Here is a 22,617-nt window from a genome sequence, read left to right on the forward strand (position 1 = left end):
CAGGCAGAAGTCAAAGCACTTCAGTCTTCGTGGAAGGCTTCCAGCAATTCGTCCAGGATCTCGGCGGTTTCTTCGTCGGACAGGCCAAGATAGGCGCAGGCCGCGAGGCCGCCCTTGTTCCATTCGTTCGACTCGGCGTGGCCCTGGTAGCGGCAGATCGCGTTCTCGGCCAGCAGCGACAGCGCCACCAGCGAGCGCACCGGCGCGGCGGTGGAGGCGTCGTCGATCACCGCGTAGTCGTGGTGGTGCAGGATGGCCCAGGACACGTGGTCCGACAGGCCCCAGTTGCGCGCCAGCAGGCAGCCGACGGCGGCGTGGCTGGTGTCGTGGCGTTCCACCTCGAGCGCGGTGAAGGGGCGGGTGGCTTCCATCGAAGCCGCGCCATAGGTGACGTTGTAATCCTTGAAACGCTCCATCAGCAGCGGCACGCCGGTGTCGCAGAACAGGCCGAAGGTATGGGCCACGTCCGCCTCGCCCATGCGCAGGCGGCGCGACAGGAACACCATCGCCTGCGCGCGGCGGGTGGAGATGTCCCAGAAGCTGGCCAGGGCCGCGCTGTTGGCGGGAATCGCCTGGCGCGCCAGCAGGCCGGTCATCATCGCCGCCACCTGGTTGATGCCCAGGAACAGGATGGCCTGCTCGATCGACTTGGCCTTGCGGCGGCCGCCATAGATGGCAGAATTGGCAAGCTTCAGGAGTGCGCCGGACATGCCGACGTCGCTCGCCACGATCTTGCCGATGGCGTCCAGCGAAGGATCTTCCGCCGCCAGTTCGCGCTGCAGGTCGGCAAGCAGGCTTGGCCGCGGCGGAATGCGGATCGACTTGATCAAGGCATCGACCTGGTCGAACTGCGGAATGGGCTCGGCGACGGTGTTCATGGAGAGTGAGGACGCGAGTGGGCTTCGCGGAAATGCGGAGGACGCTGCCACTATACCCGAGTCATTTCGATATTGCAGCAAGGCAATGTCATTATCGCCCTGTTCATGTATCAATTTCACCAAAACGGCGGGTCGCCCTGTCCCGCGCTAGAATCGGGCCATGGTGATTTCTACAATTGCAGGGATCGATTTCTCGAAGCCGGCCGACGTCGTGGCGCGCCAGCTGATCGGCGTCACGGTGCTGGTGGACGGGGTTGGCGGGCGCATTGTCGAGACCGAAGCCTATGACCACGAGGACCCGGCCTCGCATGCGTATTCGGGACCGACCGAGCGCAATGCGTCGATGTTCGGGCCGCCCGCGCATGCCTATGTTTACAGGTCGTATGGCATCCACTGGTGCCTGAATTTCGTGTGCCAGGAGGCCGGCCATGGCGCCGGAGTGCTGATCCGCGCGCTGGAGCCGGTCGCGGGGCTGGACGTCATGCGCGCGCGGCGCGATGCGCTCGATGAGCGCCTGCTGTGTTCCGGGCCGGGGAAGCTGTGCCAGGCCCTCGGCGTCACGCGCGCGCATAACGGCATGGCGTTGTCGCAGGCGCCGTTCGCGTTGTCGCCGGCCGAGGCGGGATTGGCGCTGGTGGCGGGGCCGCGCATCGGCATATCGAAGGCGGTTGATGTGCCGTGGCGGTTTGGGTTGGCCGGGTCGAAATTTGTGAGCAGGCCGTTCCGCTGAACTTGGGCACCCGCCTTCGCGGGTGCGACGTGCTGGCTAGCGAGCGTATCCGTTTCTGCGGCGCTTCAGGCGCGCCGCCGTGTTGAAGCCGCGGGCAGGGCGCGCACCGGACCCCCACGCATCGCGCTGCCCGCGGCGCGCCGTTCTCCCACGCCCTGGAAGCCGTCCGGCGCTTCTTCCGCCACCGGTTCCTGCGGCGCTTCGCCGATCGCCCCATCGGCATCCAGCCCGGGCGCGATGCGGAAGATCGCCACCGCCTTGGCCAGGTTGACCGTCTGCTCGTGCAGGCTCTCGGCCGCCGCCGCGGCCTGCTCGACCAGGGCCGCGTTCTGCTGCGTCATGCCGTCCATCTGGCCCACCGCGCGATTGACCTCGGCGATGCCGTCGGCCTGCTCGGTGCTGGCGATGCTGATGCGGCCGATGATGTCGTTCACCTGGCGCACCGACGACACGATGTCGCCCATGCTGGCGCCGGCCTCGCTGACCGAGGCATTGCCGCGCTCGATGATGCTCACCGAATCGGCGATCAGGCCCTTGATCTCCTTGGCCGCCGCCGCCGAGCGCTGGGCCAGCGTGCGCACTTCGGACGCCACGACCGCAAAGCCGCGGCCCTGTTCGCCGGCGCGCGCCGCTTCCACGGCCGCGTTGAGGGCCAGGATATTGGTCTGGAACGAGATGCCGTCGATGACGCCGATGATCTCGACGATCTTGCGCGAGCTGGCCTGGATCGATTCCATCGTCGTCACTGCCTGCTGCACCGCCTGGCCGCCGCGCGAGGCCAGTTGCGCCGCCGCCGCCGCCAGTTCGGACGCCTGGCGCGCATTGCTGGCATTGTCCTTGACCGCCGTGGTCAGGGTCTCCATCGTGCTGGCGGTCTGCTCGAGCGAGCCGGCCTGCATCTCGGTGCGGGTCGACAGGTCGAGGTTGCCGCTGGCGATTTCCTGCGACGCCGTGTCGATCGAGCGCACTGCGTTCATCACGCTGTGCAGGGCGGCGTTCAGGCGCGCGATGGTGTGGTCCAGCGCGCGCGCGGTGTCGTCGATCTCGTCGCGGCCCCGGGCCTTGAGCGGCGGTGCATCGAGCCGGCCCTCGGCCAGTTCGCCGACCGTGTGCGAGATCGCATGGATACCGGCCAGCATCGAACGCCGCACCAGCATCGTCACCACCAGCGACAGTCCGATCGACAGCAGCACCAGGCCGGCCATCGTCCATCCCAGGCCGCGAAATTCCGCCTTGGCGGCGGCGTGGGCGGCCTCGCTCATCTGCTTCTCGACCTGCGCCAGGCGGGTCAGTTCGGCATCAAGGGCGACGAACTGCTGCTCGGCCTTCTGCATCGAGTTGGTGGCGATCGACTGGTCGACCTGTGCCATTTCGATGGTCTCGCCGATCTCCTTGCGGTAGCGCGCCAGCGCCGCCTGCGAAGCTTCGATCGGCGCGCGTTCGTTCGCCTCTGCGCCTAGCGCGAACTTGCCCAGCTTGTTGCCGATGGCAGCATGCTTGCGCTGTATGTCCGACGTCAGGGCCGCCAGCCGGTTCTGGGCGAAGCTGCCGTTGACCCAGGCCAGCAACTGATAGGCGTTGGCATGCGCGAAGCGCGCCTCGCCGGCGACGTCGGCCACCGCCTGCAGGCGCGCGGCGCGCACCTGCACCATGTGTTCGAGCGATGCGTTCTGGCGCACCATGCCGTAATAGGCGGCCGCCGAAAGCAGGGTCAGCAGGACCAGCACGAGTCCCGGGGCCAGCAGCAGTTTCTGGCCGATCCGCAGTTTGTTCAGCATGGGAGTCACTCCGTGAGAGATGGCGTCTCGGCCACGCCATCGCATGCCGAGCCGCCGTCGTCCCCGCGCAGGCGGGGACCCAAGTTTGCCAGCGTCGCGACGACGCCTTCAGTAACTCACTTCTTGTAAATGCCCGCCTCCAGCACCACGTCGTCGACCAGCAGGATATAAGTCGTCTTCGGCTCGATCTTGCCCGTGGTCGGATTCTTGTACTGGTAATCGACCCAGCCCTTGCCCTTGGCGGCGGCCAGCTCGATGATCTCGCGCCGGTATTTCTTGCCGTTCGCATCCGGCACGTCGGTCAGGTCCTTGCCGACGATCGATGGGTTGTAGGGGTGGGCGAGCACGATGCCGGTCTTGACGTCGCGCAGGTCGACATACAGCGCGCCCTGGACGAAGCTCGGATCCTTGGCATTGATAAGCCTCATCATCTCGGCCTTGCCCTTGGCCTTGATCACGGCGGCGCCGCGCTCGGCCATCGCGATGGCGTCTTTCTCGGTCGGTTCATTGGCCAGGGCGGTCGTGGAGGCCAGCCCCAGGCACAGGGCGGCAGCGGTGGCAATCATCTTCATGGGTGGCTTCCTTTCGCGTGGAGTGCTTGTAGGATATTTCTCAAGTGCACGCACTAATGTACCGAGCCGCGACGGCGCCAGATTGCGTTCGCACAACGGCAAGGCCCGACGAGCGGTCGCGTTGTGTCCTTGCCTCATTTTTTCCTACCGCGCTACTGGTTTGTCTTAGCTCCGGCCCAGAAGACAGTCTGATTGATTGGTGGCAATTCCTGTTGCATACAGGCTCCCTAACATGGGTGCTTCCCGGCAACTCGCCGCCTATCCCGTCTTTCCTGGAGAATTCTCGTGACCATGACCGCATCGACGCCCTCCAAGTTCAAGCCGTACACGCGCCAATCGATTGTCACCGCGCGCCAATGGGAATGGCTCACGCCCGAGCTGCAGGAAGCGGTGCAGGTGGTGTCCCACGTGCTGCCGTTCCGCACCAACGCCTATGTGATGGATGAGCTGATCGACTGGAAGCGCGTGCCCGACGACCCGATCTACCGCCTGACCTTCCCGCACCGCGACATGCTGCCCGCCCACGAATACGAGCAACTGCGCGAGCTGGTGCTGCACAAGAAGGGCGATGCCGCCATCGCGCGCCTGGTGCACGACATCCGCATGCGCATGAACCCGCACCCGGCCGGCCAGATGACCCATAACGTGCCGCGCGTGAACGACGCGCCGCTCAAGGGCCTGCAGCACAAGTACAAGGAAACCGTGCTGTTCTTCCCGAGCGCCGGCCAGACCTGCCACGCGTATTGCACCTTCTGCTTCCGCTGGCCGCAGTTCGTCGGCATGGACGACATGAAGTTCGATGCGCGCGAGTGCAGCGAGCTGGTGGCCTACCTCAAGATGCATCCGGACGTGACCGACGTGTTGATCACCGGCGGCGATCCGATGATCATGAATACGCGCTCGCTCGCCGAATTCCTCGAACCGCTGCTGGCGCCCGAGCTGGGCCACATCCAGAACATCCGCATCGGCACCAAGTCGGTCGCCTATTGGCCGCAGCGCTTCGTGTCGGACAAGGACAGCGACGACCTGCTGCGCCTGTTCGAGAAGGTGGTGGCAAGCGGGAAGAACCTGGCCATCATGGGCCACTACAACCACGCGGTCGAGATCCGCCAGCCGATCGCCCAGCAGGCGGTCAAGCGCATCGTCGGCACCGGCGCCACCCTGCGCATGCAGGGCCCCCTGATCCGCCACATCAACGAAGACCCGAAGAGCTGGGCCGAGCTGTGGACCACCGGCGTGCGCCTGGGCGCCATTCCCTATTACATGTTCGTCGAGCGCGACACCGGCCCGCGCGACTATTTCGCGCTGCCGCTGGCGCGCGCCCACGAGATTTTCCAGGAGGCGTATTCGATGGTCTCCGGCCTGTCGCGCACCGTGCGCGGGCCGTCGATGAGCGCCTTCCCGGGCAAGGTCGTGATCGACGGCGTGGTCACCATCAATGGCGAAAAGCTGTTCGCGCTGCAGTTCCTGCAGGCGCGCAATCCCGAATGGGTGCGCCGGCCGTTCTTCGCCAAGTTCGACGCCAATGCCACCTGGCTCGACCACCTGAAGCCCGCGTTCGGGCGTGACCGCTTCTTCTTCGAGCTCGAAAGCGGCGGCCCGCTGCGCGGCCCCGGCGGACGGGTAATCCCGCTGGTGCCGGCCGGCCAGCGCGGCGGCGAAGCCCAGCCCGACGCGGCTTGACGCCGATCGCGTGTCAGCGATGCAGCCCGCCAGCAGCCTGGTTTCGCCGGCACCCCTGCGCCTGTCCGGCGTGGGGGTATTTTTCTACGTCTTCCTGCCGTTCGCGCTCGGGCACTTTTTGTCTTCGCTGCTGCGCAACGTGAACGCGGTGCTGGCCTCGCACCTGGTGGGGGTGCTGGCGCTCACGCCGGGCCAGCTCGGATTATTGACCAGCGCGTTCTTCTTCGCCTTCGCCCTGGTCCAGTTGCCGGTCGGGATGGCGCTCGACCGCTACGGGCCGCGCCGGGTGCAGGTAGTGATGCTGCTGCTCGCGTCAGGCGGCGCGCTGCTGTTCGCGCACTGCAGCAGCTTTTATGGCCTGCTGGCGGCGCGCGCCATCATGGGCTGCGGCCTGGGCGGCTGCTTCATGGCGGCGGTCAAGGCGATCTCCACCTGGATCGCGCCCAACCGGCTGCCGTCGGTGCACGGCTACCTGATCGCGGTCGGCGGCATGGGCGCGGCCAGCGCCACCATGCCGGTGCGCGCCGCGCTGGAATACACCGACTGGCGCGGCCTGTTCTGCCTGCTGGCGGCGCTGGTGGCGTGTACCGGCCTCTTGATCGCGCTGCTGTACCCGAAGGCCGATGGTCCCGCCGCCCAGCGCGGACCGCTGCTGCCGGCCCTGCGCGAAGTCTGGCGCGCGCCGAGTTTCAGGGCGGTGGCCTCGCTGGTGCTGATCCCGCATGCGGTGTTCTTCGGCGTGCAGGGTTTGTGGATCGGGCGCTGGCTGTCCGATGCGGGGCGCTTTTCCGAGCCCGCGGTCGCCTACCTGCTCTACCTGGGCATGGCGGCGGTGGTATTCGGCGCGATCGCTGTCGGCATGGTCACCGAGTGGGCCGGGCGGCGCGGCATGCCGCCGCTCGACGTGGCGGCCGCCGGCATCACTTTCTTCGTGCTGGTGCAGGCGGCGTTCGTGATCGGCTACCGGCCTAGCTTCGCGATGCTGTCGGTGATGTTCACGCTGGTGGGCACGATCACCGGCATCGAATACGCCATCGTGGCGCAATCGATGCCACGCGAACTGACGGGGCGCGCGGCCACTTTCCTGAATCTCTTGATCTTCATCGGCGCCTTCCTGGTGCAGGCCGGCTTCGGGCTGGTGATTGGCCTGTGGACGCCCGATGCGCTCGGCCGCGCGCCGCCCGAGGCCTACCGCGCCGCGTTTGCCCTGCTGTTGCTGATCCAGCTGCCGGGCCTGTGGCGCTTCGCGCGCCGGCGCATCACGCTGACGGCTGGGCTTGCTCAGCCGTAACGTGCGAGGCAACATTTATTGTCAGATACACTTCCCCCATTCGTATTCTGGGGGAACGTCATGCGTCAACCACTTCCGCTCCTGTGCGCGGGCGCCGGCATGCTGTTGCTGGCGGCCTGCGGCGACAAATCGACCTTGCCGGCGGGCGCCGACGTCGGTCCGCAACCGATATTGAAGGCGCCGAACAGGACGCTGATCCCGACCGTGCAGATCGCGCCGGCCAAGGGCTGGCCCGCGAACACGACGCCGACCCCGGCGCCGGGCCTGGCGGTGAACGCCTTCGCCACCGCGCTCGACCATCCGCGCTGGGTCTACGTGCTGCCCAATGGCGACGTGCTGGTGGCCGAGACCAATGCGCCGGAACGGCCCGCGAAAAAAGGCATCGTCAACTGGGTGCAGGGCAAGGTGATGGCGCGCGCCGGCGCCGGCGTGGCGAGCGCGAACCGCATATCGCTGCTGCGCGATGCCGATGGCGATGGCGTGGCCGAGTTGAAGCGCGTGTTCATCAAGGACCTGCACTCGCCGTTCGGCATGGCGCTGGTGGGCGACTCGCTATACGTGGCCAATACCGATGCGGTGGTGCGCTTCCCGTACCGGGAAGGGGCGACCGAAATCCTCGACAAGCCGCAGCAGGTGGCGCCGCTGCCGGGCGGTCCGCTGAACCACCACTGGACCAAGAACATCATCGCCAGCAAGGACGGCAGCAAGCTGTACGCGACCACGGGCTCGAACAGCAACGTCGCCGAGAACGGCATCGAGAACGAGAAGGACCGCGCCGCGATCCTGGAGATCGATATCGCGAGCGGCCAGACGCGCGTGTTCGCATCGGGCCTGCGCAATCCGAACGGCATGGCGTGGAACCCGGACACCGGCGCCTTGTGGACGGTCGTGAACGAGCGCGACCTGATCGGCAGCGACCTGGTGCCCGACTACCTGACCTCGGTGAAGGATGGCGGCTTCTATGGCTGGCCATACAGCTACTTCGGCAAGCACGTCGACACCCGGGTCGAGCCGCCGCGGCCCGACCTGGTGGAAAAGGCAATCGTACCGGACTACGCGCTGGGCGCTCACGTGGCGGCGCTTGGGCTGGCCTTCTACGAAGGAGCGTTGCTGCCGGCGCAGTACAGGAACGGCGCCATCATCGGCAACCACGGTTCATGGAACCGCAAGCCGCGGTCGGGCTATAACGTGGTATTGGTGCCGTTCAAGGATGGCATGCCGAACGGGAAGCCGGTCGAGATGCTGACCGGCTTCGTCAACAAGGAGGGCGAAGCCCATGGCCGGCCGGTGGGCGTCGCGGTCGACCATAAGGGGGCAGTGCTGGTGGCCGACGATGTCGGCAACGTGATCTGGCGCGTGGTGCCGGATCCGGGTTAATTCGCGTAAAGCACCAACTATTAAGGTCGTACCCGCGCAGGCGGGTACCCAAGTCCTACGCGCTGCCACCATTGTTCGCCGTAGCGTCAGTGCATGAAACTTGGGTTCCCGCCTGCGCGGGAACGACGTATCTAGGCAGCGGGTTCGAATGCGCCGTCAGGCGCACCCACTCACCAGCAGTACCGGAATCCCCATCCACGCAATCGCCACCACGGCCAGCACCGCGCTGGCCGCGGCCACGTAGTCCACGAACTCGGTCGACCCGGCCCGCAGGCGCTTGCCGGCGACGATGCCGATCCACACGCAGGCCGCAATGGCCAGCAGCGTGACACCCCCCAGCAGCCAGGGATTCGGCCCCTCCGGCCGCCAGGCGCCGGGCGTGCACTGGGCCGCCGCCACGATATAGCTGAAGCCGAAATGCGCGGCCCAGATCAGGAAGGGAAGCGAGGCGCGCGTGGCGCGCCGGAAGAATTGGTCGTCCATCATCAATCCATCACCAGCAGCAGGCCGCGGATCACCACCATGGCGGTCAGGCCCTGCAGGGTCACGTAATGCCAGATCAGCGCGATATTGTCGCGCGTGGCGCGGTTTTCAGGCTTGACCAGGCCGCGCCAGGCGCGCACGCACAGGTAAGGAGCGCCCAGCAGCAGCACGAACAGCATCACGCCCTGGAAGCCGAGCATGATCGAGATCGAGGCGTTCCACGCATCCCTGGTGCCGTCCAGGTGCACCAGGCGCCAGCTATGCACGTCGAGCAGGAAGGCGGCCGTGGTGCAGGCCAGCGCCGCCAGCGTGGTCCAGGCCATGCCATGGTTCGTGAGGCGGCCGCTCAACCAGACCAGGCCGGAACCCGCCAGCAGCAGCGCGGCTGCGCCGATGGTGTACATCCCATCCGGCAGCGAGGCCCCCGGCGGTGGGCAGATCTCGAGCCGCATCGAGGTGTGGATATAGGTGTAGGCGAAGGACCAGAAGATCCCGTAGATCACGATCAGCATGATGAAGGTGCCCCACCACGAATGCGAGGCCACGCCGCGCGCGCCGATCGGCAGTTCGAGGCCGCCGCCGACCGGCGCCCGTGTCATGTTCACGCTGCGGTCGGACTGCCACAGCCAGCCGATGATGGAAGCGATCGCGATGAAGCCGCAGATGAAGGCCAGCACCATCGCCTTCACGGTCAGCAGCAGGAAGAAGCCGGCGGTGCCGGCCGCGCCGATCACGGTCAGCCAGCTGTCGCTCGGCAGGATCATCAGGTAGGTCGGCGTCGCGCTGACCGGGCTGGTGGCGATCGTCTCGCGGCGGCCGGTGACGGTGCCGGGCAGGTAGTGGCGGCCTTCCTCGACTTCCTTCGACAGGGTCGGCTGGTCCCACAAGGGATCGTCGGAAGTAATGATCGGGATGCTGCGGTTGCCGTAGTCCTCGTTGGGCAGCCATTCGAGCGTGGCCGCATTCCACGGATTACCGGTGTCTTTCTTCGGCCGGCGCAGGGTGCGGGTGGCGTCGACGATCATGACCACGATGCCGAGGGCGAACATGAAGGCGCCCACGGTCGACAGCATATTGAGCCAGTCCCAGCCCATCTCGTGCGAGTAGGTATAGACCCGGCGCGGCATGCCGTACAGGCCCGTGATGTGCATCGGGAAGAAGGTGATGTTGAAGCCGCCGAACAGCAGCCAGAAGATCGGTTTGGCCCAGCGCTCGGACATCTGGTTGCCGTTGATGAGCGGCAGCCAGTAATAGATGGCGGCAAACACCGGGAACACCATGCCGCCGATCAGCACGTAGTGCAGGTGGGCGACGATGAAATAGGTGTCGTGCACCTGCCAGTCGAACGGGATCACGGCCACCATCACGCCGGTCAGCCCGCCCAGCACGAAGATGAACATGAAGCCGAGCATGAACAGGGTCGGCGCATTCATTTTTATCCGCCCGCTCCACAGCGTGGCGATCCAGCCGAACACCTGGATGCCGGTCGGGATCGCGACCGCCATGCTGGCCGCCGAGATCAGGCTCATCTCGAGCACGCCTAGGCCGGCGGTGAACATGTGGTGGGCCCAGAGGCCGAAGCTGAAGATGCCGACGCCGACCAGCGCCACCACGATCACGCGCCGCCCCACCAGGCGGTTCTGGGCGATGGTCGGGATCATGGTCGAGATCATGCCGGCCGCCGGCAGGAAGATGATGTAGACCTCGGGGTGGCCGAAGAACCAGAACAGGTGCTGCCAGATCAGCGGATCGCCGCCGCGCTCGGGATCGAAGATCGGCATGTTCAGCGCGCGCTCGAGCTCCAGCAATGCCGTGCCGGCGATCACGGCCGGGAAGGCGATGATGATCATCACGCCCACCACCAGCATCGCCCAGGCATACACCGGCATGCGGCGCAGGGTCATGCCCGGCGCGCGGGTGAACAGGATGCCGACGATCAGCTCGATCGCGCCGGCAATCGCCGAGATCTCGATGAAGCCGATCCCCAGCAGCCAGAAGTCGGCGTTCAGGCCGGGCGAATACTTCATGCCGGTCAGCGGCGGATACATGAACCAGCCGCCATCCGGCGCCAGGCCCCAGAACAGCGTGCAGAAGAAGGCCAGGCCGCCGAAGGCATAGGCCCAGAAGGCGTAGGCCGACAGGCGCGGGAAGGGTAAATCGCGCGCGCCGAGCATGTTCGGCAGCAGGTAGACCGCGATCGCCTCGACGATCGGGATCGCAAACAGGAACATCATCACGGTGCCGTGCATCGTGAAGATCTGGTTGTAGGTGCTGGCCGCCACCAGGTCGTTGTCCGGCACCGCCAGCTGCACCCGCATGATCAGGGCCAGGATGCCGGCCAGGATGAAGAACAGGATCGCCGTGCCGATGTACAGCAGGCCGATATTGGTGTTGTTGACCGACTTGAAGAAGCGCCAGCCGCGCGGCGTTTCCCAGACCTCTTCGAGGCGGGTCAGCTCCAGTGGAGGGCGCGGCAGCGGGTTCGGCAATTCGTCGTTCAGGGTAGCGTCGCGCGTCGTCATTTGAGGTGCTCGAGATAGGTGGCCATTGCGCGCAGGGTCTCGCCGTCCAGGTCAGGGGTGGGCGGCATGAACACGCCCGGCTTGATGGCTTGCGGGTCGGCGATCCAGCCGGCCAGCGTGCCGCGGTGGTTGCGCAGGGTACCGGCGGCGATCTCGCGGCGGCTGCCGACGTGGGTCAGGTCCGGCCCCAGGCGCGAGGTGTCGGCGATCCGTTCCTGCTGCGAGAACGGCGGCACGTCGGTCACGCCGCGGATGGTGTGGCAGGCCTGGCATTGCTGCGCCAAAAAGGCGTCGCGGCCGCGCTGCAGCACGGTGGTGTCGGCCGGCAGCGCGGGCTGGGCCCGGCGCGCCAGCCAGGCGTCGAATTCGGCGCGCGGCAGGGCGATCACGTGGAAGGCCATGCGCGCGTGCTGCTCGCCGCAGTATTCGGCGCACTGGCCGCGGTAGACGCCCGGCTTGTCGGCGCGCAGGGTCAGGCCGGTGACGCGGCCCGGAATCATGTCGCGCTTGCCGGCCAGCGCCGGCACCCACAGGCTGTGGATCACGTCGGAGGCCGTCATGCCGAGATAGACCGGTTCGCCGACCGGGATGTGGATTTCGTTGGCGGTGATGATCTCGCGATTGCTGGCAGGGTCGCGGTAGCGCACTTCCCACCACCACATCTTGCCGGTGACGGAAATGCTCATCGCCTTGTGCGAGGTCTGTTCGGCCAGTTGCGCGCTGCGCCAGGTGCTCCATGCCAGCAGGGCGGTGAGCACCACCACCGGGAAGGCGATGCCGGCGCCGAACAGCCAGATGCCGGGCCTGACCGGGCGCGCCTGTCGCCGCATGGCGAGCGCCAGCAAGGCCATCACGAACACGAAGATGAGCGTGCCGCCGATGAACAGCACCCAGGTGAACTGGTGGATGATGGCGGCGTCGGCGCCGGCCGGGTGGAGGACGGATTGCAGGTCGTTCATTTCAGGGTGTACATGAAAGCCGCCATATGGCGCGCCTCTTGTTCGGAAATGCCGAGCGCCGGCATCAGGGTGCCGGGCTTGACCGCGGGTGGGTTCTGCAGGAAGCGGATCATGTTCTCGGGCTGGTTCGGGATGCTGCCCGCGATATAGCTCAGGCGGCCCATGTACTGCAGCGAAGGGCCGGCATCGCCGTTCGTGCCCTGCACCTCGGGAATGAAGTGGCAGGCGGCGCACTGGTATTGCTGGGTCAGCAGGCGGCCGCGCTCCGGGTCGCCGCCTTCGACGCGGCTGGACTTGTCCTGGCTGCCGCAGCCGCTCGCCAGCACGGCGCACAGCAGCATGGCGCCGGTGCGCCAGGCCGGATGCAGGCGATCGTATTGACAGATATTCATGCGCACGGTTGGTTTTTCGTGAAAAAGCTGTGGCTTTTATAATACAAGAAATTAGATGTCATTTTTTTAACGGAACGCCCTAGGTTATGCTATCCAATCGTGCACGACTTATCGTCAAGACCATCGCGCTGACCCTGACGGGGTTGGGTGTGGCCGGCGCCATCGGCGGCCTGGTCGTGCTGCGCGGCGGCTTCTACGACATCAGCGCCACCGAGCAGCACTATCCGTTCATCTATACCGTGCTGGCCCAGGGCATGCAGGCCTCGGTTGCCCACCATGCGCGCGATATCGTGGCGCCCGCCGACCTGGGTGCGCCGGCACGGGTGCCGCGCGGCGCCGCGCTGTACCAGGCCAACTGCGTGCAATGCCATGGCGGCCCGGGCGTGGCGCCGTCGCTGCATGGCCTGAGCATGCAGCCGGCGCCGGGGCCGCTGGTCGATGCCGACACCAACTGGAAGGCGCGCGAGCTGTACTGGATCACCCGCCATGGGGTCAAGATGAGCGGCATGCCGGCCTGGGAATACCACCTGAGCGAAGACGAGTTGTGGGACGTGGTGGCGTTTGTCAGCGCCATGCCCGGCATGACGCAGGGCGATTTCCGGCGCCTGACCGGGGATCCCGTCGCCCAGTCATCGACCGCAGGGGAGGCGCCATGAACCGTACCCGCATCGCCGCGCTGGCGATCCTCGGCATGCTGCTGGCCGGCTGCGGTCCGACCCGGCCCGCGCCCGGCATCCAGGGCGACCCGGAACGCGGCAAGGTAGCGCTGACCCAATACGCCTGCCACTCCTGCCACATCGTCCCCAGCATCCCCGGTTCGAAGGTCTATGTCGGCCGGCCATTGGACGACATGGCCGAGCGCCGCTACATCGCGGGCAAGCTGCCGAACAACCAGCACAACCTGGCGCGCTGGCTCATGGACCCGCAAGCCATCGATCCGGGCAATGCGATGCCGAACCTGGGCGTGAGCGAGCGTGACGCGATCGACATCAGCGCCTATCTGCTCAGTCAATAAGCGACGATCCTTGCTATCATTCGCGGTTTGACGCGGGCTGCCACGGCCTGCGCGTTCACGACCGAGGAAGAACATAATGAGATTGGTGCGCTATGGCCGCCCGGACAAAGAGAAGCCGGGCCTGTTCGACGAAGAGGGCCGCCTGCGCGACCTGTCCGGGATCATCGACGACATCGATCCGTCGCAGCTGTCCGGCAAGGCGCTGCGCAAGCTGGCGAAGATCGACCACAAGACGCTGCCGCTGGTGCGCGGCAATCCGCGCCTGGGCGTGCCGGTCAAGGGCGTCGGCAAATTCATCGGCATCGGCATGAACTATGCCGACCACGTCGCCGAGACCAGGTCCACGATGCCGAGCGAGCCGGTGTTCTTCACCAAGGCGATCAGCTCCCTGAACGGCCCGGACGACCCGATCCAGCTGCCGAAAGGCTCGAAGAAGACCGACTGGGAAGTCGAACTGGGCGTGATCATCGGCGAACGCGCGCAGTATGTGACCGAAGAAGAAGCACTGAAGCACGTGGCCGGCTACTGCGTGGTCAACGACGTCTCCGAGCGCGCCTTCCAGTTCGAGATGGGCTCGCAGTGGGACAAGGGCAAGGGCTGCGACACCTTCGGCCCGGTCGGTCCCTTCCTGGTCACGCGCGACGAGATCTACGACGTGCAAGACCTCGACCTGTACCTGGAACTGAATGGCAAGCGGATGCAGACCGGGAATACCTCGAGCATGATCTTCAGCGTGGCGCAGATCGTCAGCTATGTGTCGCGCTTCATGACCCTGGAGCCGGGCGACATCATCACCACCGGCACTCCGCCGGGCGTGGGCATGGGCCGTGCGCCGCAGCGCTTCCTCAAGAAGGGCGACCAGCTGCGCCTGGGGATTGCTGGCCTGGGCGAGCAGCAGGCCGACGTGGTCGCCTTCCCCAAATAAGCGTCATCCCCGCGGAGGCGGGGACCCAAGTTTTCTCTCCACTCAATCCGGCATGCGCCACGCGCCCTCCTCGGGCACGCTGGTGCGCGCCGTATTCATCACCATGGCCAGCAGGGTGTAGTAGCCGTTGATCCCGATCAGGTCGACCACGCCGTGCTCGCCGAACAGCGCGAGCGCGTCCGCATACACCCGGTCCGATACCGCCTTGTGCTCGTGCAGTTCGACGCAGAAGTCGTGCACCACCGCCTCGTCCACCAGCATGTCGGCCGGCCGCTCGCGCGCCGCGATGGCCGCAATCACCGATGAGGGAATGCCCACCTGGGCCGCGATCGGCGCATGGATCGCCCATTCCACCTGCTGGTCCCACTGGCGCGCCGTGACCAGGATCGCCAGCTCCGACAGCCGTCCCCCGATCGCGCTGCGGTAGCGCAGGTATTCGCCCATGCGCTGTGCATGACTCATCAGTTCGGGACTGCGCAGCAGCGGCACGAAGGGCCCGTACACGGCGCCGCGCGGGCCGGCGGCGATCTCCTGGGCGGCGGCGCGCTGGGCCGCGCTCAGTTCGTGGTCAAGGATGGGGCCGAGGCGCTCGCTCATGTGTTGCACCAAAAGTGAATCCACGGAAATATTCGCACGGCCTGCGCTAAAAATCAAAAGAAGCCGCTGCCGGCGCGCTTATCGTCAAGTGTCGTTTCCACTGGAGGATCGCCTGTCATGAGCCACATCATCCACCGCAGCCTGCGCCAGGTGCCGCCCCTCGCGGCCGGCGGCGAAGGCATCATCCTGCGCGACACCGACGGCAAGGCCTATATCGACGCCAGCAGCGGCGCCGCCGTGTCTTCGCTGGGCCACGGCCACCCGGACGTGATCGCGGCCATGCACCGCCAGATCGACCGCTGCGCCTATGCCCACACCGCCTTCTTCACCACCGATGTGGCCGAGCAGCTGGCCAAGCGCCTGGTCGACGGCGGGCCGCCAGAAATGGGCGGCGTGTATTTCGTCTCGGGCGGCTCCGAGGCGATGGAGACCGCGCTCAAGCTGGCGCGCCAGTACTGGGTCGAGATGGGCGAGCCGCAGCGCACCTGCTTCCTGGCGCGCCGCCAGAGCTATCACGGCAACACGCTCGGCGCGCTGGGCGTGGGCGGCAACGAGTGGCGCCGGCGCGCCTTCGCGCCGCTGTTGAAGGATGCGCTGCGGGTCTCGGCCTGCTACGAATACCGCGGCCGCGCCAATGGCGTGAGCGTCGACGACTACACCGCCGGCCTGCTCGACGAGCTGGAAACCACCATCCTGCGCGCCGGCGCCGGGAACATCATCGCCTTCGTGGCCGAGACGGTGGTGGGGGCGACCGGCGGCGCCATCCCGCCCACGCCAGGCTATTTCCAGGGCGTGCGCGAGATATGCGACCGGCATCGCATCCTGTTCATCGCCGACGAAGTCATGTGCGGCATGGGCCGCACCGGCACCATGTACGCGATCGAGCAGGACGGCGTGGCGCCCGACATCGTGGCCGTGGCCAAGGGCCTGGGCGCCGGCTACCAGCCGATCGGCGCGGTGCTGGCGCACCAGGCCATCGTCGACTGCCTGCGCAGCCGCAGCGGCATGTTCCAGCATGGGCACACCTATATCGGCCATCCGGTGGCGGCCAGCGCGGCGCTGGCGGTGCAGCAGGTGATCGAGCGCGACGACTTGCTGGCGCGGGTGCGCAGCCGCGGCGCGGTGCTGCGGCGCATGCTGGGCGACGTGTTCGGGGTGCACGAACACGTGGGCGACATCCGCGGGCGCGGGCTGCTGCTGGCGCTGGAATTCGTGAAGGATCGTGAAACGAAGGAGCCGTTCGCGCCTGAGCGCAAGCTGCATGCGGCGATCAAGGCCGAGGCGATGGCGCGCGGCCTGCTGGTCTATCCGATGGGAGGGACGATCGATGGACAGCACGGCGACCATGTGCTGCTGGCGCCGCCGTTCATTGCGACGCCGGCGGATCTGTCGGAGATCGTGTCGCGGTTGGCAGAGGCAGTGGATGCAGCTGTTAACCCTACGCGATAACTTTACGAATCCACTTCGCGATGTCCTGCACCTCTTCCAGGCACAAGGTGTGCTGCATCTGGTAGGCATGCCACTCGACCTGGTAGCCGAGCGATTCGAGCACCTTGCGCGAGTCTTCGGCACGCGCGAACGGCACCACCGGATCCTGCACGCCGTGCGCCATGAAGATCGGCGTGGCCTTGCTTTGCTCGGTGCGCTCGGCGCCGGCGACGCTTGCCAGCGGCAGGTAGCCCGACAGGCACATCATGCCGGCCAGTGGCTCCGGGTGGCGCAGGCCGGTCTGCAGGGTCATCGCGCAGCCCTGCGAGAAGCCGGCCAGGATGATGCGCGAGGCCGGGATGCCGCGCGCCTTCTCGCGCGCGATCAGCGCCTCGACCTGCAGCTGCGAGGCGCGCAGGCCGGCTTCGTCTTCGCGCCGCACCAGGTCGGTGGCGACGATGTCGTACCACGAGCGCATCACGTAGCCGCCATTGATCGTCACCGGCATCGTGTTCGCATGCGGGAACACGAAACGGATGCCGGGCAGGCCGGCCAGGTCGAGTTCGCGCACGATCGGCACGAAGTCGTTGCCATCGGCGCCCAGGCCGTGCAGCCAGATGATCGCAATGGACGGATTCGGCGCGGTTTCGATCTCGATGTTTTCCAGCAGCTGGCTCATAGACTCTCTTGTTTAAACGGTTGGCGTACGCAGCGCCGATTTGGGACGGAAGGTCTTGCTCACGGCCGGGTCGGTTTCCATGTACGGACCGCCGATCAGGTCGATGCAATAGGGGACGGCCGCGAAAATGCCGCCGACGACCGTGTTGCCTGCATCGTCCTTCAGCCCTTCGAGGGTTTCCTTGATCGACTTCGGTTGGCCCGGCAGGTTCATGATCAGGGCCGCATGCTCAAGCGTCTCGCGGATCACGGCGGTCTGGCGCGACAGGATGGCAGTCGGCACGAAGCGCAGGCTGATCTGGCGCATCTGCTCGCCGAATCCGGGCATCTCTTTCGTGGCGACGGCCAGCGTGGCCTCGGGCGTAACGTCGCGTCGCGCCGGGCCGGTGCCGCCGGTGGTCAGCACCAGGTGGCAGCGCGCCGTGTCGACCAGCTCGACCAGGGTCGCCTCGATGGCGGCGCGCTCGTCGGGGATCAGGCGCGTCTCGATGCGATATGGGGTCGTGATCGCCCCGGCCAGCCATTCGGTCAAGGCGGGAATGCCCTTGTCTTCGTACACGCCGCCGCTGGCGCGGTCGGAGACCGACACCAGGCCGATCACCAGTTCTGGATTACTCGCGCTGTTACTCGGATTCGGACTCGTCATCGTTGCCTTCTTCTTCAGCGTCGGCGTCGGCTTTCTTCTTCTTGCCCAGGTCCTTCAGGATCTGGAAGATCTCGCGGTAGGCCTTCGGCGGCTTGGATTCGGCAACTTCCTTGCGCGCGTTGCGGATCAGCGTGCGCAGGTGCTGGACGTCGAGTTCGGGATTTTCTTCGAGCAGGGTGGTCAGCGCCTTGTCGTCGGCGAGGAGCTTTTCGCGGCGGCGCTCGAGCGCGTGCAGGGCGGCCGTCTCGGCCTTCGAGGCGCCTTTCCAGCTGTCGATGGTGCGCTGGATGACGGCGATTTCTTCCTCGTCCAGGGTGCGCATCTTCTTGCCCACGAACTGCAGCGCGCGGCGGCGGCCTTCGTGGTTGGTGATGGTCTGGGTTTCAAGGATGACATCGCGAATATCGTCCGGCATCGGCACGCGCTTGACGCGGTCGCGCGGGGCGTCGACGAGCTGTTCGCCGAGCTTTTGCAACTCGTTCGACTGGCGCTTGAGTTCCGACTTGGAAGGGCGGTCGTATTCGGGTTCGAATTCGTTCGACTGGAAGCCGACCGAGCCGCGATTTGGATTAGGCATGATATGAATGGATTTGATTGGCGCTGGGCCGATCAGTGAAAACGGTAAACGGCTGCTATGATAACTGTTTTAGGGCCTGCCACGAAAAACACCCATGAAAGACACCGCTTTTACCCACACCCAGGATCAGCTCAAACAGCTGGCGCGCGACGTGCTGGCCTTCGCCCGCGAGCAGGGCGCGACCGACGCCTCGGTCGAGATCAGCGAAGGGAGCGGTCTGTCGGTTTCTGTACGTAAAGGCAACATCGAGACAATCGAGCAAAACAAGGACAAGGGCCTTGGCGTCACCGTCTACGTGGGCCAGCGGCGCGGCAATGCCAGCACCTCCGATTTCTCGACCGCCTCGCTCAAGGCCACCGTCGAGGCGGCGGCCAATATTGCCCGCTTCACTGCCGAGGACGATTGCGCCGGCCTGCCCGATGCCGATTTGCTCGAGACCAATCCCCGCGATCTGCGCCTGTTCTACCCCTGGCAGATCGACACCGAAGAAGCGGTCGAGCTGGCCAAGCGCTGCGAGAATGCCGCTTTCGAGGTCGACAAGCGCATCACCAATAGCGAAGGCGCCAGCGTCTACGTGCAGCAGTCGCATTTCGTCGGCGCCAACACGCGCGGCTTCATCGGCGGCTATCCGTTCTCGCGCCACACGATCTCGGTGGCGCCGATCGCCGGCAAGGGCAACAAGATGCAGCGCGACGACTGGTACACTTCGTCGCGCAACCCGAAAGAACTGGCCAAGCCAGAGAAAGTCGGCCGCTACGCCGCCGAGCGCGCGCTGGCGCGCCTGAACGCGCGCAAGCTCAACACCCGCACCTGCCCGGTACTGTTCGAGGCGCCGCTGGCCGCCGGCCTGCTGGGCGCCTTCGTGCAAGCCGTGTCGGGCGGCGCGCTGTACCGCAAGTCGACCTTCCTGCTCGACACCCTGGGCAAGCAGGTATTCCCCTCGCATATCCAGATCGTCGAAGACCCGCACCTGATCGGCGCGGTCGGCTCGGCGCCGTTCGATGAAGAAGGCGTCAAGACCGTGCGCCGCAAGGTGATCAAGGATGGCGTGCTGCAGGGGTACTTCCTGTCCTCTTACTCGGCGCGCAAGCTGGGCATGCAGACCACCGGCAATGCCGGCGGCTCGCACAATCTCGAGATCGTCTCGAAAGACACCCGCCGCAGCGACGATTTCGAAGGCATGCTGCGCAAGCTCGGCACCGGCCTGCTGGTGACCGAGCTGATGGGGCAGGGCGTCAATTACGTGACCGGCGATTATTCGCGCGGGGCGTCCGGCTACTGGGTCGAGAACGGCGTCATCCAGTACCCGGTCGAAGAAATCACCATCGCCGGCAATATGCGCGAGATGTTCCAGCAGATCGTTGCCGTTGGTAACGACACCCTCGTGCGCGGCAACAAGACCACCGGCTCGATCCTGATCGAGAAGATGGTCATTGCCGGCAACTAAAGGAGCAGAACGCCATGGGCCGATTCGTTCGCATCGACAAGGAAAGCAGCCCCAAGACGGTGCTGCTCAATCTCGACCTGGTGGCCACCGTCGAACTGGCGCCGCAATCCGACCTGCTCAGCTCGGCCGGCGCGGACAGCCGCAAGGTGTACGCGACTTTTCTCGCACCTGACAAGACCGCGATCGCGACGCTGCATTTCGACAGCAGCATTGAAGCGAATGCGTGGGTCAAGGCCCATCTGGGCGTGGAGCTGTAAGAGCAACTTCACCTCCGTTAGCCGGTTAACGTCATTCCCGCGCAGGCGGGAATCCAAGGCCCATGCACACCACTTGAGTTATTCACGGTGGCTGCTCAGGCAAACCTGGATTCCCGCCTTCGCGGGAATGACGTTTTTACGCGAACGATGGAACTGCGCCGAGGGCTGGATGCCCCCGATCCGATGACTTACCTGACCGCGCGGATCGCGTTCAACACCGGCTGCAGCACCGCCGCACCCAGGCGCGCGCTACGTGCGCCGTCCCAGCCGACTTGCGGATCCGGGTCGTTGGCATTGTCCTTGAACGGCAGTTCCAGGGTCAACGACAGGCAGCCGAAGGCGTGGGTGATGTGTGGCGAACCCATGGTCAGGGTCTCTTCGGTGTAGGGCGTCGCGCCGTAGCCATGCACGTCCTGGAAGTCCGGGCTGGCGATCTTGAAGTCGGCGATGAAGCGGTCTTGCGCTTCTCCCTGCTCCTTGGTGAAGTTCGGCAGCGATTCGCTGCCGGCCACGAACACGTAGGGCAGGCCTTCGTCGCCGTGCACGTCCAGGCACAGGTCGACGCCCGTCTCGTGCATCTTCTGCAGCACCAGGAACACTTCTGGGCTGCGCTCCATGCTCGGCTTGAGCCACTCGCGGTTCAGGTTCGCGCCGGCCGCATTGGTGCGCAGGTTGCCGCGCACCGAGCCGTCCGGGTTCATGTTCGGCACCACGTAGAACACCGACTCTTTCAGTAACTGGCGCCCGAACGGGTGGGCCGGGTCGAGCAGGGCGTCGAGCATGCCTTCGACAAACCATTCGGCCATCGTCTCGCCCGGGTGCTGGCGTGCGATCACCCACACCTTCTTTTTACCCTCGGCCGGTTCGCCGATCACCAGCATGTTCAGGTCGCGGCCGTCGACGGTCGAACCCAGGTCGAGCATGCGCACGTTCTCGGACATCTGGGCGCGGTCCAGCAGTTCCAGGTGGCGTTCCCACGAATACGGCTCGAAATAGGCGTAGTAGACGCTGTCCATGCCCGGGGTGTGCTCGATGGTGAGCACCTGGCCGTCGAAACTGGTCGGCACGCGGAACCAGTTCACGCGATCATAGCTCGCCATCGCCTGGTAGCCTTCCCAGCCGGCCGGATAGGCGGCCTTGCCGGCGTTGAGCAGGCGGATGGAGCAGGCTTCGCCTTGCGCGCCCTGCAGGCGGAAGTAGAACCACTGGATGATGTCGGCGTGCGAGTCCTTGCGGATGTTCAGGTCGATGGCGTTGGCGCTGGTGGCGTTCACGACCTCGATGGCGCCAGCGTCGAATTGGCTGCTGATCTTGATAGACATGGTGTTGTCCTGTGTTGGGAAGGTACGTTGAAGCGATGATGATACTCGCTTTCGCCGCGCTGCCGCTAGGCGGGCCGGGTGCCAGGCAGGGCGGCGAAATGGCGCTGCAAGGCGTCCAGCGCTACCTTGACCTTGGCTGGATCACCGTCGCGCCGCGGCGTCATGGCCGCCACCGGCAGCGCCGCCAGCTGCCAGTGCGGCAGCACGCGCACGAGAAGGCCGCGTTCGAGCGCAGGATGGACGTCGGCATGGCCCAGGCGCGCCAGCCCCATGCCTTGCTCGCACATCTGCTGCAGCGAAAGCTGGTTGTTGCTCACGATGCGCAGGTCGACCCGCACGTTGTCGTGCAGCGCTCCCTGCCGCAAGTCGAGTTCCATCGACGGTGCTCTATCGTCGCCCTTCGGTTCATTCGCTTCGCGCATCGAACCGAGCCAGTGATGGTCCATCAGTGCCTGCGGCGACTCCGGCATGCCGTGGCGTTCGAGGTAGGCGGGCGCCGCGCACAGGATGACCTCGAACTGGCACAGGCGGCGCGCGATCCAGCGCGAATCGGGCAACTGGCCGGCGCGCACGGCGATGTCGACGCGGGCCTCGACCAGGTCGATCATGGCGTCGTCGACCAGCAAGCGCAGGCGCAGCTGCGGCCAGGCGGCCAGCACCGGCGCCAGGGCCGGCGCGATGTGGGCGCCGAAGCCGACCGGCGCCGCCACCCGCAGCTCGCCGCTCGGCGCATCGCGCGCATGCAGCAGCGAATCGCCAGCCGCGTTGGCGGCTTCCAGCAGGCGCAGGCAGTGCGGATAGCAGCGCGCGCCGGCTTCGGTCAGCGTCAGCTTGCGGGTCGAGCGGTGCAGCAGGGTGACGCCGGCTTGTTGTTCCAGCGCGCGGATGGTCTGGCTGACGGCGGAAGGGCTCATGCCGAGGCGGCGCGCGGCCGCGCTCATGGAGCCACTCGATACCGTCTCGGCGAACACCGCATAGGGTTTCAGGTCGTTCATCTATTAGCCTGGCTTCAAGGTGATAGTGATTTCACCCATCTTATCCCGGTATCGTGAAGCCGGTA

General features: G+C 66.1%; 23 protein-coding genes. 10 read left to right on the forward strand and 13 right to left on the reverse strand.

Annotated elements, in window-relative coordinates:
* Nucleotides 1-20: 20 nt before the first annotated feature.
* Complete coding sequence (locus tag Q9246_RS01285; protein ID WP_306394834.1) at nucleotides 21-878, reverse strand: HDOD domain-containing protein; 858 nt, start codon at nucleotides 876-878, stop codon at nucleotides 21-23.
* Between the two features lie 160 nt (nucleotides 879-1,038).
* Here Q9246_RS01285 and Q9246_RS01290 point away from each other — a divergent pair, with 160 nt between their 5' ends.
* On the forward strand, nucleotides 1,039-1,608 hold the full coding sequence (locus tag Q9246_RS01290) for a DNA-3-methyladenine glycosylase (RefSeq protein ID WP_306394835.1): 570 nt from the start codon (nucleotides 1,039-1,041) through the stop codon (nucleotides 1,606-1,608).
* A gap of 65 nt (nucleotides 1,609-1,673) precedes the next feature.
* Here Q9246_RS01290 and Q9246_RS01295 read toward each other — a convergent pair whose 3' ends face one another.
* Nucleotides 1,674-3,386, reverse strand: coding sequence for a methyl-accepting chemotaxis protein (locus Q9246_RS01295; protein WP_306394836.1), 1,713 nt, complete (start codon nucleotides 3,384-3,386; stop codon nucleotides 1,674-1,676).
* Nucleotides 3,387-3,502: 116 nt separating this feature from the next.
* Complete coding sequence (locus Q9246_RS01300; RefSeq protein WP_306394837.1) at nucleotides 3,503-3,958, reverse strand: cache domain-containing protein; 456 nt, start codon at nucleotides 3,956-3,958, stop codon at nucleotides 3,503-3,505.
* A gap of 291 nt (nucleotides 3,959-4,249) precedes the next feature.
* Here Q9246_RS01300 and Q9246_RS01305 point away from each other — a divergent pair, with 291 nt between their 5' ends.
* The 3 genes from Q9246_RS01305 to Q9246_RS01315 are packed head-to-tail and all read left to right on the forward strand — an operon-like array spanning nucleotide 4,250 to nucleotide 8,309.
* Nucleotides 4,250-5,641 (forward strand): KamA family radical SAM protein, encoded by a 1,392-nt coding sequence (locus tag Q9246_RS01305; protein WP_306398049.1) that lies wholly within the window; start codon nucleotides 4,250-4,252, stop codon nucleotides 5,639-5,641.
* Nucleotides 5,642-5,660: 19 nt separating this feature from the next.
* The gene (locus tag Q9246_RS01310) at nucleotides 5,661-6,932 is read left to right on the forward strand and encodes an MFS transporter (protein ID WP_306394839.1); all 1,272 of its coding nucleotides are present in this window, start codon (nucleotides 5,661-5,663) and stop codon (nucleotides 6,930-6,932) included.
* Between the two features lie 60 nt (nucleotides 6,933-6,992).
* Nucleotides 6,993-8,309: a PQQ-dependent sugar dehydrogenase gene (locus tag Q9246_RS01315; protein ID WP_306394841.1), complete on the forward strand. Its 1,317-nt coding sequence runs from the start codon at nucleotides 6,993-6,995 to the stop codon at nucleotides 8,307-8,309.
* Nucleotides 8,310-8,465: 156 nt separating this feature from the next.
* On the opposite strand, the gene Q9246_RS01320 is transcribed toward Q9246_RS01315, so the two are convergent.
* The 4 genes from Q9246_RS01320 to Q9246_RS01335 are packed head-to-tail and all read right to left on the reverse strand — an operon-like array spanning nucleotide 8,466 to nucleotide 12,665.
* Nucleotides 8,466-8,795: a hypothetical protein gene (locus tag Q9246_RS01320; protein ID WP_306394843.1), complete on the reverse strand. Its 330-nt coding sequence runs from the start codon at nucleotides 8,793-8,795 to the stop codon at nucleotides 8,466-8,468.
* Nucleotides 8,795-11,314 carry a cytochrome c oxidase subunit I gene (gene ctaD, locus Q9246_RS01325; RefSeq protein ID WP_306394845.1) on the reverse strand — a complete coding sequence of 840 codons (2,520 nt, stop codon included), beginning with the start codon at nucleotides 11,312-11,314 and terminating at the stop codon, nucleotides 8,795-8,797. The genes Q9246_RS01320 and ctaD overlap by 1 nt, the downstream gene beginning before the upstream one ends.
* Nucleotides 11,311-12,273: a cytochrome c oxidase subunit II gene (coxB, locus tag Q9246_RS01330; RefSeq protein WP_306394846.1), complete on the reverse strand. Its 963-nt coding sequence runs from the start codon at nucleotides 12,271-12,273 to the stop codon at nucleotides 11,311-11,313. Before coxB ends, ctaD begins: the two co-directional genes overlap by 4 nt.
* On the reverse strand, nucleotides 12,270-12,665 hold the full coding sequence (locus Q9246_RS01335; RefSeq protein ID WP_306394847.1) for a c-type cytochrome: 396 nt from the start codon (nucleotides 12,663-12,665) through the stop codon (nucleotides 12,270-12,272). Before Q9246_RS01335 ends, coxB begins: the two co-directional genes overlap by 4 nt.
* 86 nt (nucleotides 12,666-12,751) lie before the next feature.
* Here Q9246_RS01335 and Q9246_RS01340 point away from each other — a divergent pair, with 86 nt between their 5' ends.
* The 3 genes from Q9246_RS01340 to Q9246_RS01350 all read left to right on the forward strand — a co-directional run bounded on the left by Q9246_RS01340 (nucleotide 12,752) and on the right by Q9246_RS01350 (nucleotide 14,605).
* Nucleotides 12,752-13,321 (forward strand): c-type cytochrome, encoded by a 570-nt coding sequence (locus Q9246_RS01340; protein ID WP_306394849.1) that lies wholly within the window; start codon nucleotides 12,752-12,754, stop codon nucleotides 13,319-13,321.
* Complete coding sequence (locus Q9246_RS01345) at nucleotides 13,318-13,680, forward strand: c-type cytochrome (RefSeq protein WP_306394850.1); 363 nt, start codon at nucleotides 13,318-13,320, stop codon at nucleotides 13,678-13,680. The genes Q9246_RS01340 and Q9246_RS01345 overlap by 4 nt, the downstream gene beginning before the upstream one ends.
* Before the next feature lie 76 nt (nucleotides 13,681-13,756).
* Nucleotides 13,757-14,605 carry a fumarylacetoacetate hydrolase family protein gene (locus tag Q9246_RS01350; protein WP_306394853.1) on the forward strand — a complete coding sequence of 283 codons (849 nt, stop codon included), beginning with the start codon at nucleotides 13,757-13,759 and terminating at the stop codon, nucleotides 14,603-14,605.
* Nucleotides 14,606-14,647: 42 nt separating this feature from the next.
* Here Q9246_RS01350 and Q9246_RS01355 read toward each other — a convergent pair whose 3' ends face one another.
* Nucleotides 14,648-15,202 (reverse strand): carboxymuconolactone decarboxylase family protein, encoded by a 555-nt coding sequence (locus Q9246_RS01355; RefSeq protein WP_306394855.1) that lies wholly within the window; start codon nucleotides 15,200-15,202, stop codon nucleotides 14,648-14,650.
* Nucleotides 15,203-15,319: 117 nt separating this feature from the next.
* Here Q9246_RS01355 and Q9246_RS01360 point away from each other — a divergent pair, with 117 nt between their 5' ends.
* Nucleotides 15,320-16,651, forward strand: coding sequence for an aspartate aminotransferase family protein (locus Q9246_RS01360; protein ID WP_306394856.1), 1,332 nt, complete (start codon nucleotides 15,320-15,322; stop codon nucleotides 16,649-16,651).
* Here Q9246_RS01360 and Q9246_RS01365 read toward each other — a convergent pair.
* Genes Q9246_RS01365 through yjgA form a run of 3 tightly spaced genes read right to left on the reverse strand, consistent with a single transcriptional unit; the run spans nucleotide 16,641 to nucleotide 18,531 of the window.
* Nucleotides 16,641-17,309, reverse strand: a complete 669-nt coding sequence (locus Q9246_RS01365) for an alpha/beta hydrolase (protein ID WP_306394858.1) — start codon at nucleotides 17,307-17,309, stop codon at nucleotides 16,641-16,643. The genes Q9246_RS01360 and Q9246_RS01365 overlap by 11 nt on opposite strands.
* Before the next feature lie 12 nt (nucleotides 17,310-17,321).
* Entirely contained in the window at nucleotides 17,322-17,954 is a 633-nt protein-coding gene (mog, locus tag Q9246_RS01370; RefSeq protein ID WP_306394860.1) for a molybdopterin adenylyltransferase, read from the reverse strand.
* The gene (yjgA, locus tag Q9246_RS01375) at nucleotides 17,932-18,531 is read right to left on the reverse strand and encodes a ribosome biogenesis factor YjgA (protein ID WP_306394861.1); all 600 of its coding nucleotides are present in this window, start codon (nucleotides 18,529-18,531) and stop codon (nucleotides 17,932-17,934) included. Before yjgA ends, mog begins: the two co-directional genes overlap by 23 nt.
* Nucleotides 18,532-18,625: 94 nt before the next feature.
* On the opposite strand from yjgA, the gene pmbA reads away from it, so the two are divergent.
* Together pmbA and Q9246_RS01385 are read left to right on the forward strand one after the other, a co-directional pair.
* On the forward strand, nucleotides 18,626-19,978 hold the full coding sequence (pmbA, locus tag Q9246_RS01380; protein ID WP_306394863.1) for a metalloprotease PmbA: 1,353 nt from the start codon (nucleotides 18,626-18,628) through the stop codon (nucleotides 19,976-19,978).
* A 14-nt stretch (nucleotides 19,979-19,992) separates the two neighbouring features.
* Complete coding sequence (locus Q9246_RS01385; protein ID WP_306394864.1) at nucleotides 19,993-20,235, forward strand: hypothetical protein; 243 nt, start codon at nucleotides 19,993-19,995, stop codon at nucleotides 20,233-20,235.
* A 188-nt stretch (nucleotides 20,236-20,423) separates the two neighbouring features.
* On the opposite strand, the gene Q9246_RS01390 is transcribed toward Q9246_RS01385, so the two are convergent.
* Nucleotides 20,424-21,557, reverse strand: coding sequence for a M14 family metallopeptidase (locus Q9246_RS01390; RefSeq protein ID WP_306394865.1), 1,134 nt, complete (start codon nucleotides 21,555-21,557; stop codon nucleotides 20,424-20,426).
* A 65-nt stretch (nucleotides 21,558-21,622) separates the two neighbouring features.
* Nucleotides 21,623-22,552, reverse strand: coding sequence for a LysR family transcriptional regulator (locus Q9246_RS01395; RefSeq protein ID WP_306394867.1), 930 nt, complete (start codon nucleotides 22,550-22,552; stop codon nucleotides 21,623-21,625).
* Between the last annotated feature and the right edge of the window lie 65 nt (nucleotides 22,553-22,617).

Source organism: Telluria beijingensis (assembly GCF_030770395.1).
Classification (GTDB): domain Bacteria; phylum Pseudomonadota; class Gammaproteobacteria; order Burkholderiales; family Burkholderiaceae_D; genus Telluria; species Telluria beijingensis.